This is a genomic window from Radiobacillus sp. PE A8.2 (genome assembly GCF_045635475.1).
Taxonomy (GTDB): domain Bacteria; phylum Bacillota; class Bacilli; order Bacillales; family Amphibacillaceae; genus JBJGXI01.
The window spans coordinates 90,902-110,487 of the sequence record NZ_JBJGXI010000012.1 but is presented as its reverse complement, the minus strand read 5'-3'; the positions used below and the strand labels follow the sequence as shown (position 1 = coordinate 110,487).

At 36.8% G+C, this 19,586-nt stretch carries 18 protein-coding genes, 1 pseudogene and 1 riboswitch; of the genes and pseudogenes, 6 read left to right on the top strand and 13 right to left on the bottom strand.

Going from position 1 to position 19,586, the window contains the following annotated elements:
* Positions 1-199: pseudogene (locus ACI6MV_RS08840) on the top strand (hypothetical protein); the annotation flags it as partial.
* A gap of 43 nt (positions 200-242) precedes the next feature.
* Here ACI6MV_RS08840 and ACI6MV_RS08835 read toward each other — a convergent pair.
* Positions 243-488: a hypothetical protein gene (locus ACI6MV_RS08835; RefSeq protein WP_407269916.1), complete on the bottom strand. Its 246-nt coding sequence runs from the start codon at positions 486-488 to the stop codon at positions 243-245.
* A 27-nt stretch (positions 489-515) separates the two neighbouring features.
* Entirely contained in the window at positions 516-791 is a 276-nt protein-coding gene (locus ACI6MV_RS08830) for an acylphosphatase (RefSeq protein ID WP_407269915.1), read from the bottom strand.
* 427 nt (positions 792-1,218) lie between these two features.
* Between ACI6MV_RS08830 and ACI6MV_RS08825 the strand changes: the two genes are divergently transcribed.
* From ACI6MV_RS08825 to ACI6MV_RS08810, 4 genes are all read left to right on the top strand, one after another.
* The gene (locus ACI6MV_RS08825; RefSeq protein ID WP_407269914.1) at positions 1,219-2,775 is read left to right on the top strand and encodes an FAD-dependent oxidoreductase; all 1,557 of its coding nucleotides are present in this window, start codon (positions 1,219-1,221) and stop codon (positions 2,773-2,775) included.
* The gene (locus ACI6MV_RS08820; RefSeq protein ID WP_407269913.1) at positions 2,768-3,547 is read left to right on the top strand and encodes an alpha/beta fold hydrolase; all 780 of its coding nucleotides are present in this window, start codon (positions 2,768-2,770) and stop codon (positions 3,545-3,547) included. The genes ACI6MV_RS08825 and ACI6MV_RS08820 overlap by 8 nt, the downstream gene beginning before the upstream one ends.
* A gap of 229 nt (positions 3,548-3,776) precedes the next feature.
* Positions 3,777-4,925, top strand: coding sequence for a glycosyltransferase family 4 protein (locus tag ACI6MV_RS08815; RefSeq protein ID WP_407269912.1), 1,149 nt, complete (start codon positions 3,777-3,779; stop codon positions 4,923-4,925).
* Positions 4,926-5,223: 298 nt separating this feature from the next.
* A complete protein-coding gene (locus ACI6MV_RS08810; RefSeq protein WP_407269911.1) occupies positions 5,224-5,472 on the top strand; it encodes a site-specific integrase in 249 nt (82 codons plus the stop codon).
* Positions 5,473-5,750: 278 nt separating this feature from the next.
* On the opposite strand, the gene ACI6MV_RS08805 is transcribed toward ACI6MV_RS08810, so the two are convergent.
* The 4 genes from ACI6MV_RS08805 to ACI6MV_RS08790 all read right to left on the bottom strand — a co-directional run bounded on the left by ACI6MV_RS08805 (position 5,751) and on the right by ACI6MV_RS08790 (position 10,499).
* Positions 5,751-6,224 carry a hypothetical protein gene (locus ACI6MV_RS08805; protein ID WP_407269910.1) on the bottom strand — a complete coding sequence of 158 codons (474 nt, stop codon included), beginning with the start codon at positions 6,222-6,224 and terminating at the stop codon, positions 5,751-5,753.
* A 451-nt stretch (positions 6,225-6,675) separates the two neighbouring features.
* Positions 6,676-7,611: an NADP-dependent oxidoreductase gene (locus ACI6MV_RS08800; protein WP_407269909.1), complete on the bottom strand. Its 936-nt coding sequence runs from the start codon at positions 7,609-7,611 to the stop codon at positions 6,676-6,678.
* A 170-nt stretch (positions 7,612-7,781) separates the two neighbouring features.
* A complete protein-coding gene (locus ACI6MV_RS08795) occupies positions 7,782-8,324 on the bottom strand; it encodes a site-specific integrase (RefSeq protein ID WP_407269921.1) in 543 nt (180 codons plus the stop codon).
* Between the two features lie 618 nt (positions 8,325-8,942).
* Positions 8,943-10,499 carry a Na+/H+ antiporter NhaC family protein gene (locus ACI6MV_RS08790; RefSeq protein WP_407269908.1) on the bottom strand — a complete coding sequence of 519 codons (1,557 nt, stop codon included), beginning with the start codon at positions 10,497-10,499 and terminating at the stop codon, positions 8,943-8,945.
* A 105-nt stretch (positions 10,500-10,604) separates the two neighbouring features.
* Positions 10,605-10,777: riboswitch (Lysine riboswitch) on the bottom strand.
* Between the two features lie 150 nt (positions 10,778-10,927).
* Here ACI6MV_RS08790 and ACI6MV_RS08785 point away from each other — a divergent pair.
* Positions 10,928-11,089 (top strand): hypothetical protein, encoded by a 162-nt coding sequence (locus tag ACI6MV_RS08785; RefSeq protein ID WP_407269907.1) that lies wholly within the window; start codon positions 10,928-10,930, stop codon positions 11,087-11,089.
* 260 nt (positions 11,090-11,349) lie between these two features.
* On the opposite strand, the gene ACI6MV_RS08780 is transcribed toward ACI6MV_RS08785, so the two are convergent.
* From ACI6MV_RS08780 to ACI6MV_RS08750, 7 genes are all read right to left on the bottom strand, one after another.
* Positions 11,350-12,258 (bottom strand): ABC transporter ATP-binding protein, encoded by a 909-nt coding sequence (locus ACI6MV_RS08780; RefSeq protein ID WP_407269906.1) that lies wholly within the window; start codon positions 12,256-12,258, stop codon positions 11,350-11,352.
* Positions 12,258-15,107 carry an FtsX-like permease family protein gene (locus ACI6MV_RS08775; protein WP_407269905.1) on the bottom strand — a complete coding sequence of 950 codons (2,850 nt, stop codon included), beginning with the start codon at positions 15,105-15,107 and terminating at the stop codon, positions 12,258-12,260. Before ACI6MV_RS08775 ends, ACI6MV_RS08780 begins: the two co-directional genes overlap by 1 nt.
* A gap of 12 nt (positions 15,108-15,119) precedes the next feature.
* On the bottom strand, positions 15,120-16,154 hold the full coding sequence (locus tag ACI6MV_RS08770) for an efflux RND transporter periplasmic adaptor subunit (RefSeq protein ID WP_407269904.1): 1,035 nt from the start codon (positions 16,152-16,154) through the stop codon (positions 15,120-15,122).
* Complete coding sequence (locus ACI6MV_RS08765) at positions 16,141-16,818, bottom strand: ABC transporter ATP-binding protein (protein ID WP_407269903.1); 678 nt, start codon at positions 16,816-16,818, stop codon at positions 16,141-16,143. Before ACI6MV_RS08765 ends, ACI6MV_RS08770 begins: the two co-directional genes overlap by 14 nt.
* Before the next feature lie 167 nt (positions 16,819-16,985).
* A complete protein-coding gene (locus ACI6MV_RS08760) occupies positions 16,986-17,771 on the bottom strand; it encodes an ABC transporter permease (RefSeq protein WP_407269902.1) in 786 nt (261 codons plus the stop codon).
* 3 nt (positions 17,772-17,774) lie between these two features.
* On the bottom strand, positions 17,775-18,566 hold the full coding sequence (locus ACI6MV_RS08755; RefSeq protein ID WP_407269901.1) for an ABC transporter permease: 792 nt from the start codon (positions 18,564-18,566) through the stop codon (positions 17,775-17,777).
* The gene (locus ACI6MV_RS08750) at positions 18,559-19,575 is read right to left on the bottom strand and encodes an ABC transporter ATP-binding protein (protein ID WP_407269900.1); all 1,017 of its coding nucleotides are present in this window, start codon (positions 19,573-19,575) and stop codon (positions 18,559-18,561) included. Before ACI6MV_RS08750 ends, ACI6MV_RS08755 begins: the two co-directional genes overlap by 8 nt.
* Positions 19,576-19,586: the final 11 nt, after the last annotated feature.

Genomic DNA, 19,586 nt, shown 5'->3' with positions numbered 1-19,586 from the left:
GAATGAACGACACAATGGGCTCATTCGGAAGTTTATCAAGAAAGGGCAGCCTATCCATAAGTACGCTGATGAAAAAATTGACGATGCCGCCAACTGGATGAATACACTTCCCAGGAAAATATTAGACTATCAGACCCCATCTGAAGCGTTCGCAAAATTTGTTGGTGTTGGGGCCGAGGCCCCAACACCAACAAATTAAAGGAAAACCTTATATGGCGGTTTCACAAAGAGTGTTGCATTTACTATTGCAATTTAGGGATTTTATATTTTGTTCCGTACGGATATTCACCACAAGCTAACGCTTCATAATCAGAAGTAGCTATAGACTGTATTACTTTTGTCTTCGTTTCATTCGTAGTAATATCCCAATCACCGACATCATTTGTTAGTCCTAAGCTATATAATAGCCCACTTCCACCAAGTGCATAAGCTATATCATAGGTTTCAAGAGCTTGTACTACTTTTGTAACTTGTTTTAGTGCATCCATATTCTCCTCCAATTATCGGCAAAATAATTATAGTTTTATTTCAAAATCAGTATATCCTTTTATATCTTCTGAAGTTGTTACGCTTAAATCATGTACCATAATAAACTTGCTTGGCCCTTCTTTAACAGCCTCTATGAAATCTTCTACGTCTTCTGTTTCTCCTTCAACTTCAATTTCAACAGATCCGTCATTAAGGTTGCGAACCCAACCATTTACACCAATCTCAGTTGCAAGCTGCTGTGTATTAAAACGAAATCCTACACCTTGAACCATGCCGGTTACAATAATGTGTGCGTTTAACATAAAATCACCTCTATTCGTTATTTATCCGATATATATTAAGTCAAAACATAACCTTCAATGATTTAATTATACATCATATATAATTAGGTTTCCTCTAATGATGTAAATTGAGCATTTAGCAAAAACTGCATTCTTATTAATTTGGTAAACTAATGTAGCGTAGCGTTTTTTAAAACAATGAAGTGTAACCTGAACTAGTTACAACTGGAAGAGACGTAGGGGTTAAACTACTATGGAGTTAACAGAAAAAGATCAGTTTTTCGGTAAGTTAAATTCAATTCCGAAATATGAATTTTAGAAATATTGTATCGATGAGATACGCCGTCATAAGGTTTGCTATTTAATTTGAAACAAAAGATAAAACAGTACATGAAATTAGCGTTACTAGCAAAACCTAGATAAAAGTTCGTTTCTAGGAGGAATAGTTATGAGTAATGATAAAGATTTAGCACGTATGCCTGAGTTTCCAGAGTCTTATTGGCGAGAATCAGTAGAGATTCCGTCTTTTGAGTCATTGAAGGAAAATATACATGTGGATGTCGGGATTGTCGGTGGAGGGATCACCGGTATTACTACAGCATACTTATTAGTGAAGCAGGGACTAAAAGTGGCATTACTTGATTCTGGTAAGCTTTTAAATGGCACAACTGGACACACAACTGCGAAAATTACAGCCCAGCATGGATTAATTTATGATGAACTGATTCAACATCTTGGTGAAGAAAAAGCAAGCATGTATTATCAAACAAACAGCCAAGCGATTGAATTTATTAAAGATACGATAGATGAGCATAACATCGACTGTGATTTTACGAGGCAGGATGCATTTGTTTATACGAGCTCTGATAAATATGTTAAAAAAATGGATAAAGAAATGAAAGCCTATGAAAAGCTAGGTATTAAAGGAGAGTTATCGGATTCCGTTCCATTTGGGTTTGCAGTCAAATCTGTTATCTCCATGAAAGACCAGGCACAATTTCATCCACTACAATATTTAATGGCTCTAGTTAACTATATTACCGAAAACGGGGCTCAGATTTATGAAAATACTACTGCTGTCGATGTAGAAAATAGCGATCATCCTAACATTATTACGCGTGAAGGAAAACGAGTAATCTGTGATCGTGTCGTAGCAGCCTCTCACTTTCCATTTTACGGTGGCCAAGGGTATTATTTTTCTCGGATGTATCCGGAAAGATCTTATTTAATAGCTGTAAAAGGTGAAAAAGAATACCCTGGTGGAATGTATATAAGTGCAGAAGAGCCGACAAGATCGTTACGTTCTGCATCGTTTAACGGTGAACAGTTATGGTTAATTGCAGGAGAAAAGCATAAAACAGGCCAAGGTGAATCAACAGAAAAGCATTATCAGGCATTACAAGAGTTTGCGGAACAACACATAGGAATCAAACAATTTGTATCTCGATGGTCGGCACAAGATCTGACTACGTTAGATAAAGTGCCTTATATAGGACCAGTAACGCAGGATCAATCAGAGGTATTAATAGCTACCGGTTACCGAAAATGGGGTATGACTAATGGAACAGCGGCTGCTCAAATGATTGCAGCTTTAATAAAAGATGGAAAGCATCCTTATCAAGAGTTATTTTTGCCTTCTAGATTTCACGCAGATCCAGATTTGAAAAAATTTGCGCAAATCAATGCAGATGTATCGAAGCAGATGGTAAAAGGTAAATTGGAATTTACTTCATTAACGATTGACGATATTAAAGAGGATGAAGGGAACATTGTCCGTGTAAATGGTAATCGAACAGGTGTATATCGGGATAAAGATGGTGAAGTACATCTAGTTGATACGACTTGTACACATTTGGGATGTGAAGTGAATTGGAATCAAGGAGACCGAACTTGGGATTGCCCATGCCATGGATCTAGATTCAAAATTGATGGAGAGGTAATAGAAGGTCCTGCACAAACACCGTTAAAGAAATTTGCGTATAAACATGGAAAGGACGATGAATAACGTAATGAATCAGGTGCAAATTGATAACGGAACCATCTATTATGAACAAGAAGGGGAAGGCATCCCTATTATTTTCATTCATCCACCAGGAATGGGGAGAAGGGTGTTTGACAATCAAAAAAGACTTCGCCAGTATTTCCAAATTATTACGCCAGATTTAAGCGGCCACGGGGCATCCACTTCTCGTTTAGCAGAAGATATTGTTAGTATGTATGTGGAAGAAATAAGAAAAATCTTAAAACATGAAGCTATTGGTAAAGCTGTAATTTTTGGTTATTCTGCAGGGGGAGTGATCGCACAGTCGTTTTCTATTAAATATCCAGAAATGACAAGCGCACTCATATTATCAGGGGGATATCCGATCGTAAAATCGATCGGATTACATTTAGAATATAATTTAGGAATGCGTTTATTTGAACTAAATTCGGAAGCTTTAGCAAGAATTTTAGCAATCAGCCATTCCAATGATCAAGCGTACCGAGAAATTTTATTCGATCATATGAGGCAAAGTAATCATCACTACTGGTACCAATTTTATTTGCAAACGCTACACTTTAATTGCGTAGAAAAACTTCCGATGATTAAAGTGCCAATTTTATTACTGTATGGAGGGAATGCACATTGGATCCATTTCCATAAGCGCTATTATAAGGTGTGCCCAGATGTTAAAATTGCGATGATCGGAAACGCATTTCATCAGCTGCCTACGAAAGAATGGAGAGTCGTAAATCATCTAGTAAAAAAATTCATTGAAGAACGAATTGCTCAGTAAATTACATGTGATTATCGAATATTCATTAATTTAATATGTACTTACGGTAAAATTATGGTGTTTTTTCTGAATTTAAGGGGAATATATTTTTCAATTATGCAAAAATGTCTTATAATGAACAACGAATGTCTCACTAGTAAACATATTCTTTCTGGGAGAGGAACAAAAATAAAGATTAGAAACAAATGTTCAGCACGATCTCTTGGAAGTGAAAAAGGGGTTCTTAGTTTTGAAAATCGTAATGATCACGGAAACATTTTTGCCTTCTACAGATGGTGTTGTTACACGGCTAAAAGAAGCAATAAAATACTTAAGAAAACAAAATCATGAAGTGGTTGTCATTGCACCGGATCTAGGTGTGTATCAGTATGAAGGTGCTATAGTTGAAGGTGTCAAAGCAACAACCATGCCTTTTTACCGTTACCGTCCATTTGCATTACCACAAAGAAAAGTAAAAGAAATCCTGCAAAAGCATAACCCTGATCTAGTGCACGTTGTAAACCCAGCCTTGGTCGGTGCAACAGGGGTGTATTATGCAGAGAAATTAGGGTATCCATTACTCGCATCTTACCATACTCATGTACCGAAATACTTAGACTTTTATAAAATTTATAAGCCATTAAAGCCGATATTTTGGAGCTATTTTAGGAAACTTCATAACAAAGCTAGCTTAAACTTGTGTACGTCAGAAGCGATCCAGAAAGAGCTCGTTGCCAAGGATTTCTTTAATGTTCACGTATGGAAACGCGGTGTAGATATTGAGAAATATCATCCGAGTAAATACAGTGAAGCAATGAGAGAGCGATTGTCAAATGGTCAAAAAGATAAAAAATTACTCTTATTTGTAGGGAGATTAGCGATCGAAAAAGAAATCCATAAATTAAAGCCGCTGCTTGAGCAAAGAGACGATGTATGTCTTGCTATCGTAGGTGATGGGCCAGCCGGTGAGGAATTAAAGCGAGTATTTAAAGGTACAAACACGCTTTTTACAGGTTTTTTTCATGGAGAAGAACTAGCAGAAGCATTTGCATCGGCTGATGCACTAGTATTTCCGTCGGTTACAGAAACATTAGGGCTCGTGATCTTAGAGTCAATGGCGTCAGGATTACCAGTAATAGCAGCGAAAAGTGGTCCAACAATGGAGCAAATTGAAGATGGTAAAACTGGATTATTATTTGAAAACGAAAACACGCAAAGTATTGTTGATGCTGTAGATCAGTTAGGAAATCCAGAAACATTTAAACAGTTAAAAGAAAATGCACGTGAAGAAGCTGAAAAATTTAGCTGGACAAGACCATCACAGCAGCTGTTGGATTTTTATCAGCAAACATTACAATTAAATGATGTAGAAATTATAGCTATGGATAAAAGTGTTTAATCGTAAATTTTTTTGAATATCTCAATATCTCAAGTATACTTTGCATTTGAGATGTGAGATATTTTCATTTTACTAACTTCGGATAATATATATTATGTCTACTAGGAAAAACGTGAATAGAACAATAACAAATTGAGTTACTTCCGGTAATAATCATTATCAGGAAGTTCCGCTTCTCTCCTTGACGATTAATATATGGTGCCGTCCAAATAACTTCTGCTGTCGTTACGATAACTTCCTGGGTTGGGATGTAATTGCTTGGTTCGTCCAAATAATAAAACTTTTTGGAGGTCGTTACATGCAATTGCATACTGCAGCAGACGAATTTCTCATGTATTTGAAAATTGAACTAAATTATTCGGATCATACGCTTCGTGGCTATGATTATGATCTAACTGTATTCCGGCATTTTTTAACGCGCCACGATCGTTCTACCGATTTAGATGATCTGAACCGGTCTGTCGTGCGACGGTTTGTTCAGGATTTCTCGACAGATTGTTTTTCTTACATACCCACACCATCTTGTTCAGAAACGTCATTTGGATAAGCACCAGAAAAATCATTTTCAGAAACATATAGTGATCATTTAGGTAGTTGGTTTCAGTATAGAGGTAATGGAGTAACAACGAGTGTAGAAGCAGCTCCTAAGAAAAGTAAAGGTAAAAAGAGGTTGACGGGACACAGAAACAATCCATTGTACAGCTTGTTAAACAAGGCGTAGGCATTAGAAAGATAACAAGGCAATTAGATGTAGCTGCTGGTTCGGTGGCCTATTACAAGAAGAAAGCAGGATTATAAAAGGGATAGGTAAATTATTCTATCCCCTTAAAGTTCATATGGTGCTGTAGGTGGCTGGAATGGCTTCTCCTCAATACCTTTTAGTTTAAGAATAGTATTCCGTAATTCATTAAAATGTCCAGTTAACTTCCCCATTTTCTCTAATCTTACATAGCTTTTTCCACCATCAGCAGAAATATAATCTATAGTTATGTCATGAAAATAAGGTTTAGTCATGTATATGTGTCTAGGATTAGGGCTAGTTTTACGAATAAAAGTATGAACATGACTAACCTTTTCTATGTTCTCTAGGCGTATAGTAGCTAGATCATTAAAAGTAATCTTATCCTTATATAACTTTATTGTCACAGTTTGTTTCCACGGTATTCCCTCTACATGATCGGCAGAATTTGCGAATATTTTCATCAAGTACCCTTGTCTTTCCTGTTCCTTAGCTGTATAAATACGTCCACCAATAACTATTGCAGATAATAAAACAAGCACTATAACAAAGAATATCAATCCATTATCCCCCCCTTACCTTACCCCGCTTAACCATAGGAGTCTAAATAACACTATTGATGTGTCATATTATAGTCTATATTCTACGATTTCATTGTTAATTCCTTCTACGTACAGTGAAATGAGTAAGATGATTACCCCCACAAAGCAATAGTTAATTGCTTTGTATAAGACCGTATTATATAAACCTTTCTGGGATTGTTCCCAATTCTTTTATTATTTCTTGAATATTTTTCTCAGTATTGGGGGCAGCTCACATTTTCGGATATAAATAACCACCCTAATTAATGCTTGCTAGGCTTTAGGGTGGTTATTTCTTTTGATCTGACAGCACAATAACCATTAAGGTTCCAAATCAAATCATTATTAGGTAACTTCCGGGAAATTGGCCGGCCAGCTTAATAAAAGAAAACCACCCACAATATATGCTATATTACGGGTGGTTACTGCGCTATTTAACTTTAATCACAATTTTGCCTTTAGCATGATGTGTCTCACTTAATTCGTGTGCTTTTTGTAACTGTTCTGCTGAAAAACCAAACGTACTACCGACTTGAGGCTTAACAATGCCTTTTTCAAGTAAGTCTCCTATCTCAGCTAGCTGTTTACCATTTGGCGTTAACCAATAGGAACTTGCCGTTACTTGATGTTTTTCTGCTAATGCTGGATCAGGTTGTCCGGCTATAGTGACGAGTCTGCCACCAGGCTTTAATACTTGGAAGCCTTTATTTAAAATCTCGTCGCCCATTGTATCAATGACCACATCATAATCACTTAATTCTTCTTCAAATTGTTGTGTGCGGTAATTGATGAATACATCTGCACCTAACTCTTTTACATATGCCTCATTTTTTTCACTTGCTGTTGTAGCGACATAGGCTCCGAGGTGTTTTGCCATTTGAATAGCCAAACTCCCTACACCACCAGCTCCAGCTTGGATAAGTACTTTATCTCCCTGCTTGACCTGAGTATTATCTACTAGACACTGCCAAGCGGTTAAACCAGCTAATGGAATAGAAGCAGCTTCTTCAAATGTCAGGTTGCTCGGTTTTTTTGCTAGCAATTCCTGATCCACTGTCGTGAATTCCGCGTAAGTACCTTTAGCGGTAGTATCTGGTCGCGCAAAAACTTCATCTCCAACCTCGAAATTTTTCACGTCACTTCCAACTTCAACAATCTTACCCGCAACATCCCATCCAAGGATAATCGGGAATGACCAATCAAGCATTTGTTTCAAGTAACCTGCACGAAGTTTCCAATCAATCGGATTGATGGAAGTTGCATGAACTTCAACAAGTACTTGGTTTGCATTTATTTCTGGTTTCGGTAGCTCCTGTTCCACTAAAACATCTTTACTACCATATTCATTGATGACAACTGCACGCATGAATAGCACTCCCTTTTACATAATATATTTGCAAGCTCTAGTTTTTCTTCTAGTCAGAGCTTGTAAAAATCAAACTTACACGTATCTATTTGATACAAATATATCTTAGCTTCTAACAGCTTAGAATAAAATTAATATGCTCAGAAGCTGTAAACCCTTGCTTTTGTTTATCACAAACTAAAGTTCTCTAAACTTTGATCAACGATATCTTGGTTTATACCAATATATCTAAGTGTAATATCAGGCGATGTATGGTTAAAAATATCTTGCAACAATGCTACGTTTTTGTTGATGGTATAATGCCAAAAACCAAATGTTTTCCTTAAACTGTGCGTTCCAAATTCCGATATTCCCACATTAGTTGCAGCTTGATTTAGAATTTTATATGCTTGAACTCTCTGAATTGGCAAGTCTGTTTTATGTGATGGAAATAAATAGTCTTCTTCATCCTTGCCTTCTATGTATGCTGCAATAATGTTTCGTAATTCTAAATTGATCAAAAACCTTTTGCTCTTCCTTGTTTTGGTTTCTCTTAGAACAATATGCGTTTTATCGAGAACATTACTAACCTTAAGTGGTAGTAGGTCACTAATTCGCAATCCTGTGTTAATCCCCATAACAAATAAAAAATAGTTTCGGTAAGAAGACTTCTTTAATTCTTCTTTCATTGCATGAATCAGAAAGCGATCGCGTAATGGTTGAACGGTTTGCATCCCTTTACTAATGATTGCATGATAATCTGAGCTTATCGTTTCTCTTCGTTTTGAATCTTTCATTTTTGAGCGATTCAGTTCTTGTATTTTCCGATTTAGTTCATATTCCCCGTATTTTTCTAACAGATAACTGTATTGTCCTTTTGATAAAAACACATGCGCTGCATACGGCAACTTTTCCATATTTACTTCACACCCTTATAAAAACATATAAATTCATAGAATCGCTCTCAGACGAAATTAGAATGATTTTATGTACTGTCCTCCTTCTTAATTTCACTGTAGAAGCTTCTGATTTCGATTTGAAAAGCTCACACGATATAAGACAAAAATAACTATATTTTACATATTATTGATGAACGTTTTTACTCAATATGTATTATACCGTTATTTTACAACAGTTTGATCGCATTGGAAACCCTGATACGACTTGTTTTCATATAATTTCACAATGAAACATAATACACATTTTGTTTCTTTCAATATAATGTAAGTAAAATTGAGCGCGCATATTTAGATATTAGTTATTAGGAATTGATGTCCTGCTTCGAAAATGCTAACTCGCTATCTTTTTGTACAAAAAAACACACTTACTTCAAAGCAAGTGTGTGTTCCAAATTATGCTCTATTAATTTTTAAAACAAGTACAATACCAACTAATAACAACAAAGATATTCCGATTGATAATAGTACACTACCTGCTAATCCGAGCACCAAATATCCGATAGCTGATATGACAGCGGCGATGATGGCGTACGGTAATTGCGTGATTACGTGATCGATATGGTTACTTCCTGCACCAGTTGATGATAATATCGTTGTATCGCTTATTGGTGAACAATGGTCACCAAATACGGACCCTGCTAGTACGGCAGCTAATGCTGGAAGTAATAAAGAGATATCGGTTGCTCCAGCAATGTCACCCGCTATTGGAAGCATAATACCGAACGTTCCCCATGATGTTCCTGTTGCAAATGCCATAATGCCGGCAAGAATAAAGATAATGAGCGGTAAATAAGCCACATCCATATTGATATCTTTTACTAGTTGAGCTAAGAACTCTCCTGTTTGTAATCGTCCGATAATGTCAACAATCATCCAAGCAAAAATTAAAATAATGATAGCAGACAACATGGAGCGAATTCCTTCGAAAATACCTCTACCTAAAATATTCGGAGCAATACGCTGTTTGATTACCGTGACAAGCGTCACGATAACTCCTATCAAACCACCATAAACCAAAGAACCAGTTACGTCGGTGTTTTCAAAAATAGTTATTGCAGTGATTGCCCCATCTGTAGCTAATATTCCTGTAACAATCATGCTACCTACCGTTCCAACGATTAAAGATATGATTGGAATAATAAGATCACCAACGGTTCCTTTATTACTAACCGGCAAGCTATTTTTCAGCTCACCAGGAACCACTTTTCTTGGATCTGTGAGCTGATTATGCTCGATTGCAAGCTGTTCGTGCTTCTTCATTTGGCCTATATTGATATTATAAACAGATACTGCAAATACAAGGCCGATGGCGATGATCACGTACAAATTCATCGGGATCATTTGAATAAATGCAGATAGTGCTCCATATTCCGTGATACCTTGTGCTGCTAAGATAGGAACAAGTAACCCGATAATATAGGCGCCCCAACTGGAGACGGGTGACACAACACAAATCGGTGCCGAAGTCGAATCTATGAGATACGCTAATTTTGCTCGAGAGATTTTGTGGCGGTCTGTTAATGGTCGAGATACTTGACCAACGGCAAGACTATTAAAGTAATCATCAATGAAAATAAATAAACCTAAAAGTGTTGTAACAATATGGGCGCCCGCCCGTGTTTTTACTCGTTTAAGAGCCCATTCCCCAAACGCCCTGCTACCTCCAGTAATCGATACAAGCGCAGTAATGATTCCTAGTAATAATAAAAAGATAATAATATAAACATTCCATGTATTAAGCTCCCATGCATTCGTCTCTTCATTAACAGATCCGAAAATGATTCGAAAGCTTTCGAATACTTGACTGATTGCTCCTGTTACAGATAAATCCTTAAGTAACCATGCGCCTACGATAATACCGATACCTAGTGATAATAATACACGCCTCGTTAAAATAACTAATAATAGTGCTAGTAATGGCGGAATTAATGAATAAATCGTCGCTTCCATTTGCTCTGTACCTCCATAATTATGAAATTCTTGTTGTATACAAAAAAAGAGTGACAATAGGAAAAATAACCTATCATTACTCTTGTAATGGTAGTTATCCTCTATTAGATCAGTAGCGCACCGTTTTTATATAACGGCAGTATTACCCTTATTAAAAGTAATACCAGCAATGGCTTAGTTGACCTAAACCGTTACTTCGGCAATAAACCCTTTTATCCGTGGTCATTGTTGTCATCCTCCCACAGATTACTTATGTTTTATGCACCTCTACCTCATCATAATGATAAGGTAACTCTCTATTAAATTGTTGGCAACTTTTATATTATATTAATAGCTTTGTATTAGTTCAAGTGTTTTAGAAAACAATTTAATGTTCTTAGACAAGTTTGTACCAGAATAGACTTATTTAAAATGAAAGGAGAATGATCATGTTAAGAGGCATAGATTGGTCACTCGTTATGTTTGTCGGTACATCCATGTTGCAAGAATATTGGACAGTTTGGGGACTTCCAAAAATGTATTATTGGGAGGTTAAAAAACAACATATGAGTGAATTGAACGAAGATGATAATAATAACAAAGCAGCTTGAAAGAGAAAAGAATCTGAACCGTGATAAATTTTTGTTAAGGTTCAGACCCAGATAAAAAACATATTCCTTCCCCATAGCACGTGGTAACGAAAACTCAGACACTAATATTTGCTCAAGAATGGCCACAAACAAAATATACAATCTGAAATTCGATAGGGAAAATTGTGAATAGGTACAAATCGGATATAAACTTCCTTTATGTTCGTTTTCAATAATCCCCCTAATCTATTGCAAGATTAAGGGGAAGTTTATAAAGGTGCCTAATTATTTAAGGAGCCAACCTTTTCTCCATTTGGATTCCGTAAAATGATTTGTCCATCCTCTAAAATAACTTGTAATTTGTTCGTATCTTCAATGCCGATTGAATCTAAGTAATCTCTTGGGACTTGAATTCGTCCAGCACGATCAAGTACTGCTAACTCAACATGTGTATCATTTTGATCCTCGTCGTTATCTGTTTGTTCGGTACTTAGTAGCTCTGAATAGTGGGAACGTCGCAAAATCTCGCTGGAGGTTTTGCCATCTCTGATTGCAACAACGCGATCCATTTTTCTAGTAAGTAGCGTATCATGTGTTACGATAACAATTGTTACCCCTAGCTCGCGGTTCAGTTCTCTAAAAACATCTAAAATAATGTCAGCTGTTTTTGTATCAACACTACCGGTTGGCTCATCTGCTAATAACAAACTTGGATTATTTGCTAACGAGATGGCAATGGCTACTCGTTGCTGTTCACCACCGGAGAGCATGTTAAGCTTACTGTTGATCCTGTGTCCGAGACCAACTCTCTCTAGTAGCTCTTTTGCACGATCTCGTTTTAATTTCCCTTTTAACAGCATAGGTAGTTCCACATTTTCTACAGCAGTTAAATACGGAATCAAGTTTCTTGCGTTATTTTGCCAAATAAACCCGACCGTTTCTAGACGGTAGCGAACGAGATCCTTGTCGGTAAGACGAAGTAAATTTTGATCATTAATAATTAACTTTCCTGCTGACGGTCGATCTAATCCACCAAGCATATTTAACAAAGTGGATTTACCACTTCCGCTGTTGCCAATGATTCCCATCATTTCTCCGTCCTCTACTTGCAAATCGAGTCCTTGTAAAGCCATTACCTCATGGTCATCATCTATTGTATATATTTTAACTAAGTTTTCGCATGTAATCATTAATCTTCACCCAACTTTATCGCTTGATGTATCTTAATTTTTCGTAATAATATAACTAAAATAGATAAGCCAATCACTAACATAAATGCTACAAATAAATAAATCTTCATTTCATCCCTAGGATCAAACATTACCATGAATGGTGGTACGATTGACTGTGGATTAAATGACAATTGGAAAAGTGGAACGAATAGTCTGCTTGTTATCCCACCAATAGCGATACCTAACAGACAAGCAATCCCCGAGGTCATCACTTGTTCCCAAATCAATATAGCAATTAGTTTAGGCATTGGGATTCCCATTGCCCGGTAAATGCCATACTGTAAAGTGCGGGATTTAATCGTAAGAATCCAGTACAGTAAAAACCCGATAAACGTAATCATGAGTGAAATTATAAACCCGAGTGACATGGTCCCATTAAGTCCGAGTAAGAAGGCACTATTTTTTAATTCTATTAGTTTAGGCTGTACGTCATCCATGTTTGTTACAGGTAGGTTTAGTTGTTTCATGTTTTCGTAAAGGCCGTTTCTTTGGGTTCCAGTATCTGTCTGTAGCCAAATTTGGTATGGTTCAAGTCCCATTAAATTTTGAACATAAGAAAGATTTGCTACAATCAAAGTGGGATCACTCCCATCCTCACTTTTTAGCAAAGGATTAAACGACGGCCAATAATCGATGACACCGTATACAACAAATTCGGCATAATCAGATCCCTCCCACTCCATCGTCAAATAATCGCCTTCTTTAACACCTAAAGATGTTGAAACAGACTTCGATATGAGTACTGCACTAGGTTCACTAGCAATTAAGTTCAAGTAGTTGAACCAATGGTGTGGAAGCAAGGTTGATTTAAACCAAGCAGTCTCTCCAAATGCATTCGGTTCAATCGCCATAAGCTCAGCAGAAAAAATACTACTTCCCTTTGCTTCCACTTTTACTGGTGCTTTGTTAAATACTCTTGTAGCATGCTCGACGCCATCTAACTGAAGAAACGGGTCAAATGGTGGTTCTGTATAAACGATGCTTTTCCCTTGCTCTACCTCTGTTCCATCTTCTGTGTTGCTTGGTTCATTACCAACAGATGGAGATGTGGCAATTTCACTGCTTGCCCATCTAACATCTACCGTTATATCTGCCCCATTGTTGTAGCGGATTTGTTCTTCAAGGTTAGTGTTAATAGTTCTTGCTGCACTTGCGCTGTAAACACCGATCCCAATTGTCATCACTAAAAATAACATGAGAAATTGATATTGCTTCGCAGAACGACTTACTTGTACAAAGGTTGTATACAAGGAAATCGGCCAAATTTTCCTTCCAAGCAAGTAAATTCCCATCATTAGAATTGGATATAATCGCAAAATGAATAGTCCTAAGCCAATGATGAAAATAGCAGGTAAAAAAAACAAAACTGGATCCACATAGATACTATCTGCTTGTGGCGACGATGTATTTGATAACTCTTGTGTTTGAACAGAATATAACCCGTAGATAGCTAACCCGATTAAGCCGAGACTGAACAGTATTGAATACCATTTGTAGTTCGCCATATTTCTAGCCTGCTTTTGCTTATGATCAACAATACTTTGTTTGGAAGCAAAATAGACTGGTATCATCGTCATTACAATCGACGCGATAACGGCTATACATCCATATAAATAGGATTCTGGTCTTATATTGATTGGTAGGGCTGTTCGTTGCACAAATTCTAGAAATCCATTTGTTGCTCCTAGTAAGTTACATAAATAAGCTCCGATGAATGGACCGAATAGAAAAGCAATACTCCCTAATATAGAAACTTCAATAAAATAAATTAACATAATCTGTGTTCTTTTTGCACCACGACTTGCCAAAATAGCGATCTCATTTAATTGTCGATTAACGATTAATCGCGATACCATATAAAGATAAATACTTAACATAACTAGCACAGGTACATTTAATGACCACAGCATCGTCCGCAGTTGTTCTTCCTTTTGTCCATATGTAGAAAGAAGTGTCTGTGCAGGGAAATCAGTTAAAATGATCGTCTCCATCATCGAACTGACTGTCGCATTTACTTTCCTTTCCAAGCTAAGCAACGTCTGGATGTTTTCACTTGTAATCGATTGATAATCAAAGTTTGTAATGAATCTGCTCGTTTCTAACAGTTGCGGATTGTTTGGTAAGAATTCCTGTCTGTACAGTTGTTCAGCAATGATAAAATCGTTACGGTACACTTCAGGTGATAATGTCCAGTACGGATCATAGTTGTCTTTAGCCTTAAAAGTAGCAACTGGTTTAACCAGAAATTGTGATTCACCTTCCCCGACTAAAAATGTAGTACCTAGCACAATGTCTCTTTCCAATAATGCTCTTTCTGGAACGATTGCTTCATAAGCACCATCAACTAATTCGTCATTTGGCAATCTCCCATCAGTAATGTTAATATGCTGCTCGATTTCTGTGAAAGCAAGAAGCTTTCCGCTTTGCTGTGTTTGTGTCGATGCTGTGCTTTGTTCACGTGTAACCTGTAAAGGTATAGAACTTAAAATAGAAACATCTGTTTTTACAGGTATCGTTGTCGCTGAGATTAATTGTTTATTATACGTTTCAACCTCATCCAACATCGTTAACTGATTAATTTCATCGTCTTTAGTAAAATTCACGGAAAAAGAAAACATGCTTGGATATTGACTGTTTTCGAGTTGATAATTTTCTAAATCACTAACAAGCAACTTTTGTAAAACACTCGAGGTATAAGTTGGTATGCTGGAAACAAGTGCTACCGTAATCAATAATCCGAGGAACAAGCTACCAGTAAGCCAGCGATTGTTGAACATTTTTCTGATAATAATCTTTAACATTGCCATCGCTCATTCCTCCTACTTCAGAATAACTTGCTCTCCCTCGTTTAATCCTTTTAATATTTCGACTTCAGTTGAAGTAACGATACCGGTTTCGATGTCGATTTCTCTTTTACTGTTATCCTGAAGAATTTGCACATAATTTCTTCCAAATGAAGTTCTTAGACCGTTTTTAGGAATAATTAGTGTGTCTTCTTTTTTTGCTATAACCACTTCAATTTCAGCAGAACCTCCTATCGTTAAATTATCAGGAGGCGTGTCTATACTTATGATTAAGCTTGACTCATATAAATCTGGATTTTGTTGATGCATTTCATCTGGAACTGTATCCGGTGTTTGAGCTACTTTTCCTTTCAATTGTTCCTTGTTGATCGTGATTGCAACGTCCATCCCGAAAGTAATATCATCGAGATCACTTGCCGTCGGCGCAGAATAAATTAACTGTAAGTTAGACGTATCTGCGATTTGGACCATTGACTGAAATGGCTCTACGAACTCACCTGGTTTAACATCAGTTACAAAAGTTACGATGCCATCCATCGGTGACTTAATTTGAGAAGAAGCTAATTGTTCTTTCATATGGGTCAGACGAAGTTCCAATCCCTTTTTATCTAAATTTGCCATTTGAATAGAATAGCTGTCTGCCTGCTGTGCTTGTAACTGTTCGATCCGCAGTTTCGATTTTTCATATTCTAATTGTAATTGTTCCAAGTCAAAAGCTAAATTACCACTTTCTAACTCAACTAGCAGTTGTCCTTCCTCCACTACATCACCAGCTGCTATTAAAACCTGATCGAGACGTCCACCATCTTGCTTATAAGTTAAATTTTCACTTGTTGCTGGTACAAAATTTGCTATTCCAGTTAATTGGTGAATTATTTCGCCTTTTTGCACTTCAGCGATATTATAGTCGACTGTAGCAGGCTCTACCAAAGGTGGGGCGAGTACTTCCTCTTCTTTTGGCAAAAAAGAACATGCAGACAATAGTAGAGTAATTGAAGTTCCAAATATTATGAAGACCAGTTTAAATGCGGATTTTTTATTGATTTGCAATTTGTCCATCCTCCAATGTATACACATGATCTAGTATTTCCATAATGCCAGGGTCGTGCGTTGTCATAATAATCGTTGTTTGTTGATTGTTCGTAAGCGATTGAAATGCACGTATAATTTGAAAAGCCATATTCGAATCTAGTTCAGCTGTTGGTTCATCTGCTAATATTAATGCGGGTCTTGGAGCAAGTGCTCTTGCGATTGCAACTCGTTGCTGCTCCCCACCAGAAAGTTCTAAAGGACGGTGCTTGGCTCGTTTTTCAAGACCAACAATTGCAATCGATTCTCTAATTCTATCATTCCAATCGTTGCGAGGAACTCCTGCTATGCGTAAGCCAAATTCAATATTCTCTTCCACAGTCATTAAAGGGACTAATCCATAGGACTGAAAGATAATTCCGATCTTCACTCTCCGCAGTTCTGCACTTTGTTTTTCAGAATACGAACTAATTGGATTTCCATTAAAATAAATCTCTCCGCCCGATGGTTTATCGAGTGCACCGATTAAATTAAGTAATGTCGTTTTTCCAGAACCTGACCTTCCCCGCAGGGCCGTTAATTGATTTGTTGGGATTGTCATATTTATCTTTTTTAACACTTTTACTTCCTTGTTACCGTTTCCAAAGCTTTTCTCAACGTCTTCAATATGTATGAGTGATTGCATTCCTTTCACCTCTCTTTATGGTATCACAATAATCTATTAGAATTAAAACGCTTTCACATACAACTCTTTAATTCTACCAAAAGATTGTTGAATATTTAACCCTAATTGTAAAATTTTAGATTTTTAAAATAAACAACTACCCTCAGAACGTTCTGAGGGTAGTTGAGTCAGTTTCCTGCGCCTCTATATTTTGTCACGCCAATATTCCATAATAAAATTGAAATGCTAAAGAAACCTATACCCATTACAGGTGTTAAAAATGCATACATGTACCAATTCTCTCTACCAAGAAAATAAGCAGCTGGATACACACCTACAAACGCGAATGGTAATATCCAAGTTAAAACAAAGCGAATTATTTTATTGTAAATATCTACAGGATACCTTCCATAATTACCTATGTTGTAAATCATTGGCATAATACTCGTTGGGCTATCTGACCAAAAGCTAATACTAGCAAGCATCACAAAAATACCAGCATAAACTAACGCACCGCCAATTACCATTATGATAAATAAGACAGGATCATACCATGCAAAACTTAAACCGAGCCGGTTCCCTGCATAAATCATAACACCGATTCCTGTAAACATTCCGAATAAGGATTCTAACTCCATCCGTTCAAGAATGATTTGAAATAAGCTATGCACGGGTCGTGTTAAGATTCGGTCCATCTCGCCTTTGACAATATAACGTTCGTTAAAATCCCATATATTAAAAAAAGCTCCGAACAACGCATAAGGTACGAGGAAAAATCCGTATATAAAGATGATTTCATCTCTTGACCAGCCGCTTAAAAATTGGGTATGACCAAAAACAACAAGTATAAAAACCAAGTTAACAGCTTGAAATAGCAGGTCTGAAAATAACCCCATTACGAAATCAACGCGATATGTAAAGCGTGTTTTTATATATTGAGCAACATATTGAAAAAAGATAATACTATATTTCATACCTTATCCCCCCTGTACGATCAATCGTCTTTTCGCCAACGTCCAGAGCAAATAAATTGGAATAATTAACAAAATTGACCAAATGAATTGAGATAAAATTGCTTGATAAACTTCCTGTTGGGTAAAGCTATCTGTAAAGATCATACTTGGCACATAGCTAATTGCTTGAAACGGCAAAAAACCCATGATCTGTTGTGCCCATAACGGATAAAAGCTAATCGGCAGCAATAACCCAGAGAATAAGTCAATAACAACACGCTTTGCTTGAATTAAACCATCATTATTAAAAAAGAAAAAAGTTAACACACCGGTTAATAAATTGATTTGCGTATTAATAATAAAACTAAACACAATTGCAATGGCAAAAAACAACCAAGTATCCGGAGAAGCAGATAGAGAAATTGGAAAGATAAGTGAAACAATGATCATACCTGGCACAGAGAAGAAGCCTAAGCGAAATATACCTTCTCCAAGTCCTTGCATTGTTTTCATGAATAAATAGTTATAAGGACGAGTAAACTCTACCGCAACTTTTCCCTCTTTAATTTCAACTGCAATCTCACGATCAATATTATTAAAGTAAAAAGCTCTAGCCATCCATGCAACTGCGATATAGGTAGTCATCTGTAAAACAGACATACCTTCGATGGTGCCTTTATCGCCATAGATTGCCGACCATAAAAAATAATACGCCCCAATGTTAATGCTATAAATTAATATGCCTGTATAATAATTGGTTCGATAAGCAAGCATCATTAAAAAGCGAATACGAATCATCTCAACATATTTACCCATGGATAATGCCCTCTTCATAAATGTTCCGGATAATTTCTTCGATTGATATTTCATGCACTTTAAGATCAATAATTTTATGTGCAGCGACAACTCGTCCAATTACATCAGAAATAACTGATTCGTCATTAATAACATTCGCAACCCATACATTGCCACGGTCCCCTGCTGTCCATTCAGCCTCTAAACCGTCCAATAAGGGTACGAGCAATGATTTCGAGATTTGATTATTTGTAAATTGAAATTCAATTTGCTTCCCTTCACCCCAGCTTGATTTTAGATTTGTTAGTTTCCCATCATAAATAATCTGACCTTCGTCCAACATAATTACACGTTCACAAAGTGCCTCAATATCCGTTAAATCATGAGTTGTTAACAATACCGTTGTTTGGTACTTTTGATTTATCTCTTTTAGGAAATTACGTATTTTTAATTTAACGAGTACATCGAGCCCAATAGTAGGTTCATCTAAAAATAGCAAAGTAGGATTATGTAACAATGCAGCAGCAAGCTCACAACGCATCCGCTGTCCGAGTGACAGCTTTCTAACAGGTTTATCGAGCAATGGTGCGATATCAAGTGATTCAATCACATAACTCATGTGACTTTCATACAAATGATCAGGCACATTGTACACCTTTTTTAACAAGCGGAATGATTCTTGTACAGCAATATCCCACCACAACTGTGAGCGTTGACCAAATACTACACCAATCGACCGGACAAACTTCTCTCTTTCTCTATGTGGATCCATTCCCAAAACACGGACCGTACCAGAAGTTGGTGTAAGAATACCAGTTAACATCTTAATAGTAGTCGATTTTCCTGCACCATTTTCACCTATATATCCGACCATTTCCCCTTTGCTAACCGTAATATCAATATCTTTAACTGCAGGAATTACCTTATAATTGCGGGTAAACAGGTCGCGAAAAGCCCCTTGCAAACCAGAACGGCTTGAATAGGATTTAAACTCTTTTCGTAAAGCTTCAACTTGTATGATATTTTCCATCGTTGTATCCT

Coding starts and splice junctions, on each gene's coding strand:
- ACI6MV_RS08795 (WP_407269921.1), bottom strand. CDS start 8,324: ATGCAAACCGTTCAACCATTACGCGATCGCTTTCTGATTCATGCAATG.
- ACI6MV_RS08820 (WP_407269913.1), top strand. CDS start 2,768: ATGAATAACGTAATGAATCAGGTGCAAATTGATAACGGAACCATCTAT.
- ACI6MV_RS08830 (WP_407269915.1), bottom strand. CDS start 791: ATGTTAAACGCACACATTATTGTAACCGGCATGGTTCAAGGTGTAGGA.
- ACI6MV_RS08775 (WP_407269905.1), bottom strand. CDS start 15,107: ATGGCAATGTTAAAGATTATTATCAGAAAAATGTTCAACAATCGCTGG.
- ACI6MV_RS08760 (WP_407269902.1), bottom strand. CDS start 17,771: ATGAAATATAGTATTATCTTTTTTCAATATGTTGCTCAATATATAAAA.
- ACI6MV_RS08835 (WP_407269916.1), bottom strand. CDS start 488: ATGGATGCACTAAAACAAGTTACAAAAGTAGTACAAGCTCTTGAAACC.
- ACI6MV_RS08785 (WP_407269907.1), top strand. CDS start 10,928: ATGTTAAGAGGCATAGATTGGTCACTCGTTATGTTTGTCGGTACATCC.
- ACI6MV_RS08810 (WP_407269911.1), top strand. CDS start 5,224: ATGCAATTGCATACTGCAGCAGACGAATTTCTCATGTATTTGAAAATT.
- ACI6MV_RS08800 (WP_407269909.1), bottom strand. CDS start 7,611: ATGCGTGCAGTTGTCATCAATGAATATGGTAGTAAAGATGTTTTAGTG.
- ACI6MV_RS08765 (WP_407269903.1), bottom strand. CDS start 16,818: ATGCAATCACTCATACATATTGAAGACGTTGAGAAAAGCTTTGGAAAC.
- ACI6MV_RS08790 (WP_407269908.1), bottom strand. CDS start 10,499: ATGGAAGCGACGATTTATTCATTAATTCCGCCATTACTAGCACTATTA.
- ACI6MV_RS08780 (WP_407269906.1), bottom strand. CDS start 12,258: ATGATTACATGCGAAAACTTAGTTAAAATATATACAATAGATGATGAC.
- ACI6MV_RS08825 (WP_407269914.1), top strand. CDS start 1,219: ATGAGTAATGATAAAGATTTAGCACGTATGCCTGAGTTTCCAGAGTCT.
- ACI6MV_RS08755 (WP_407269901.1), bottom strand. CDS start 18,566: ATGGGTAAATATGTTGAGATGATTCGTATTCGCTTTTTAATGATGCTT.
- ACI6MV_RS08750 (WP_407269900.1), bottom strand. CDS start 19,575: ATGGAAAATATCATACAAGTTGAAGCTTTACGAAAAGAGTTTAAATCC.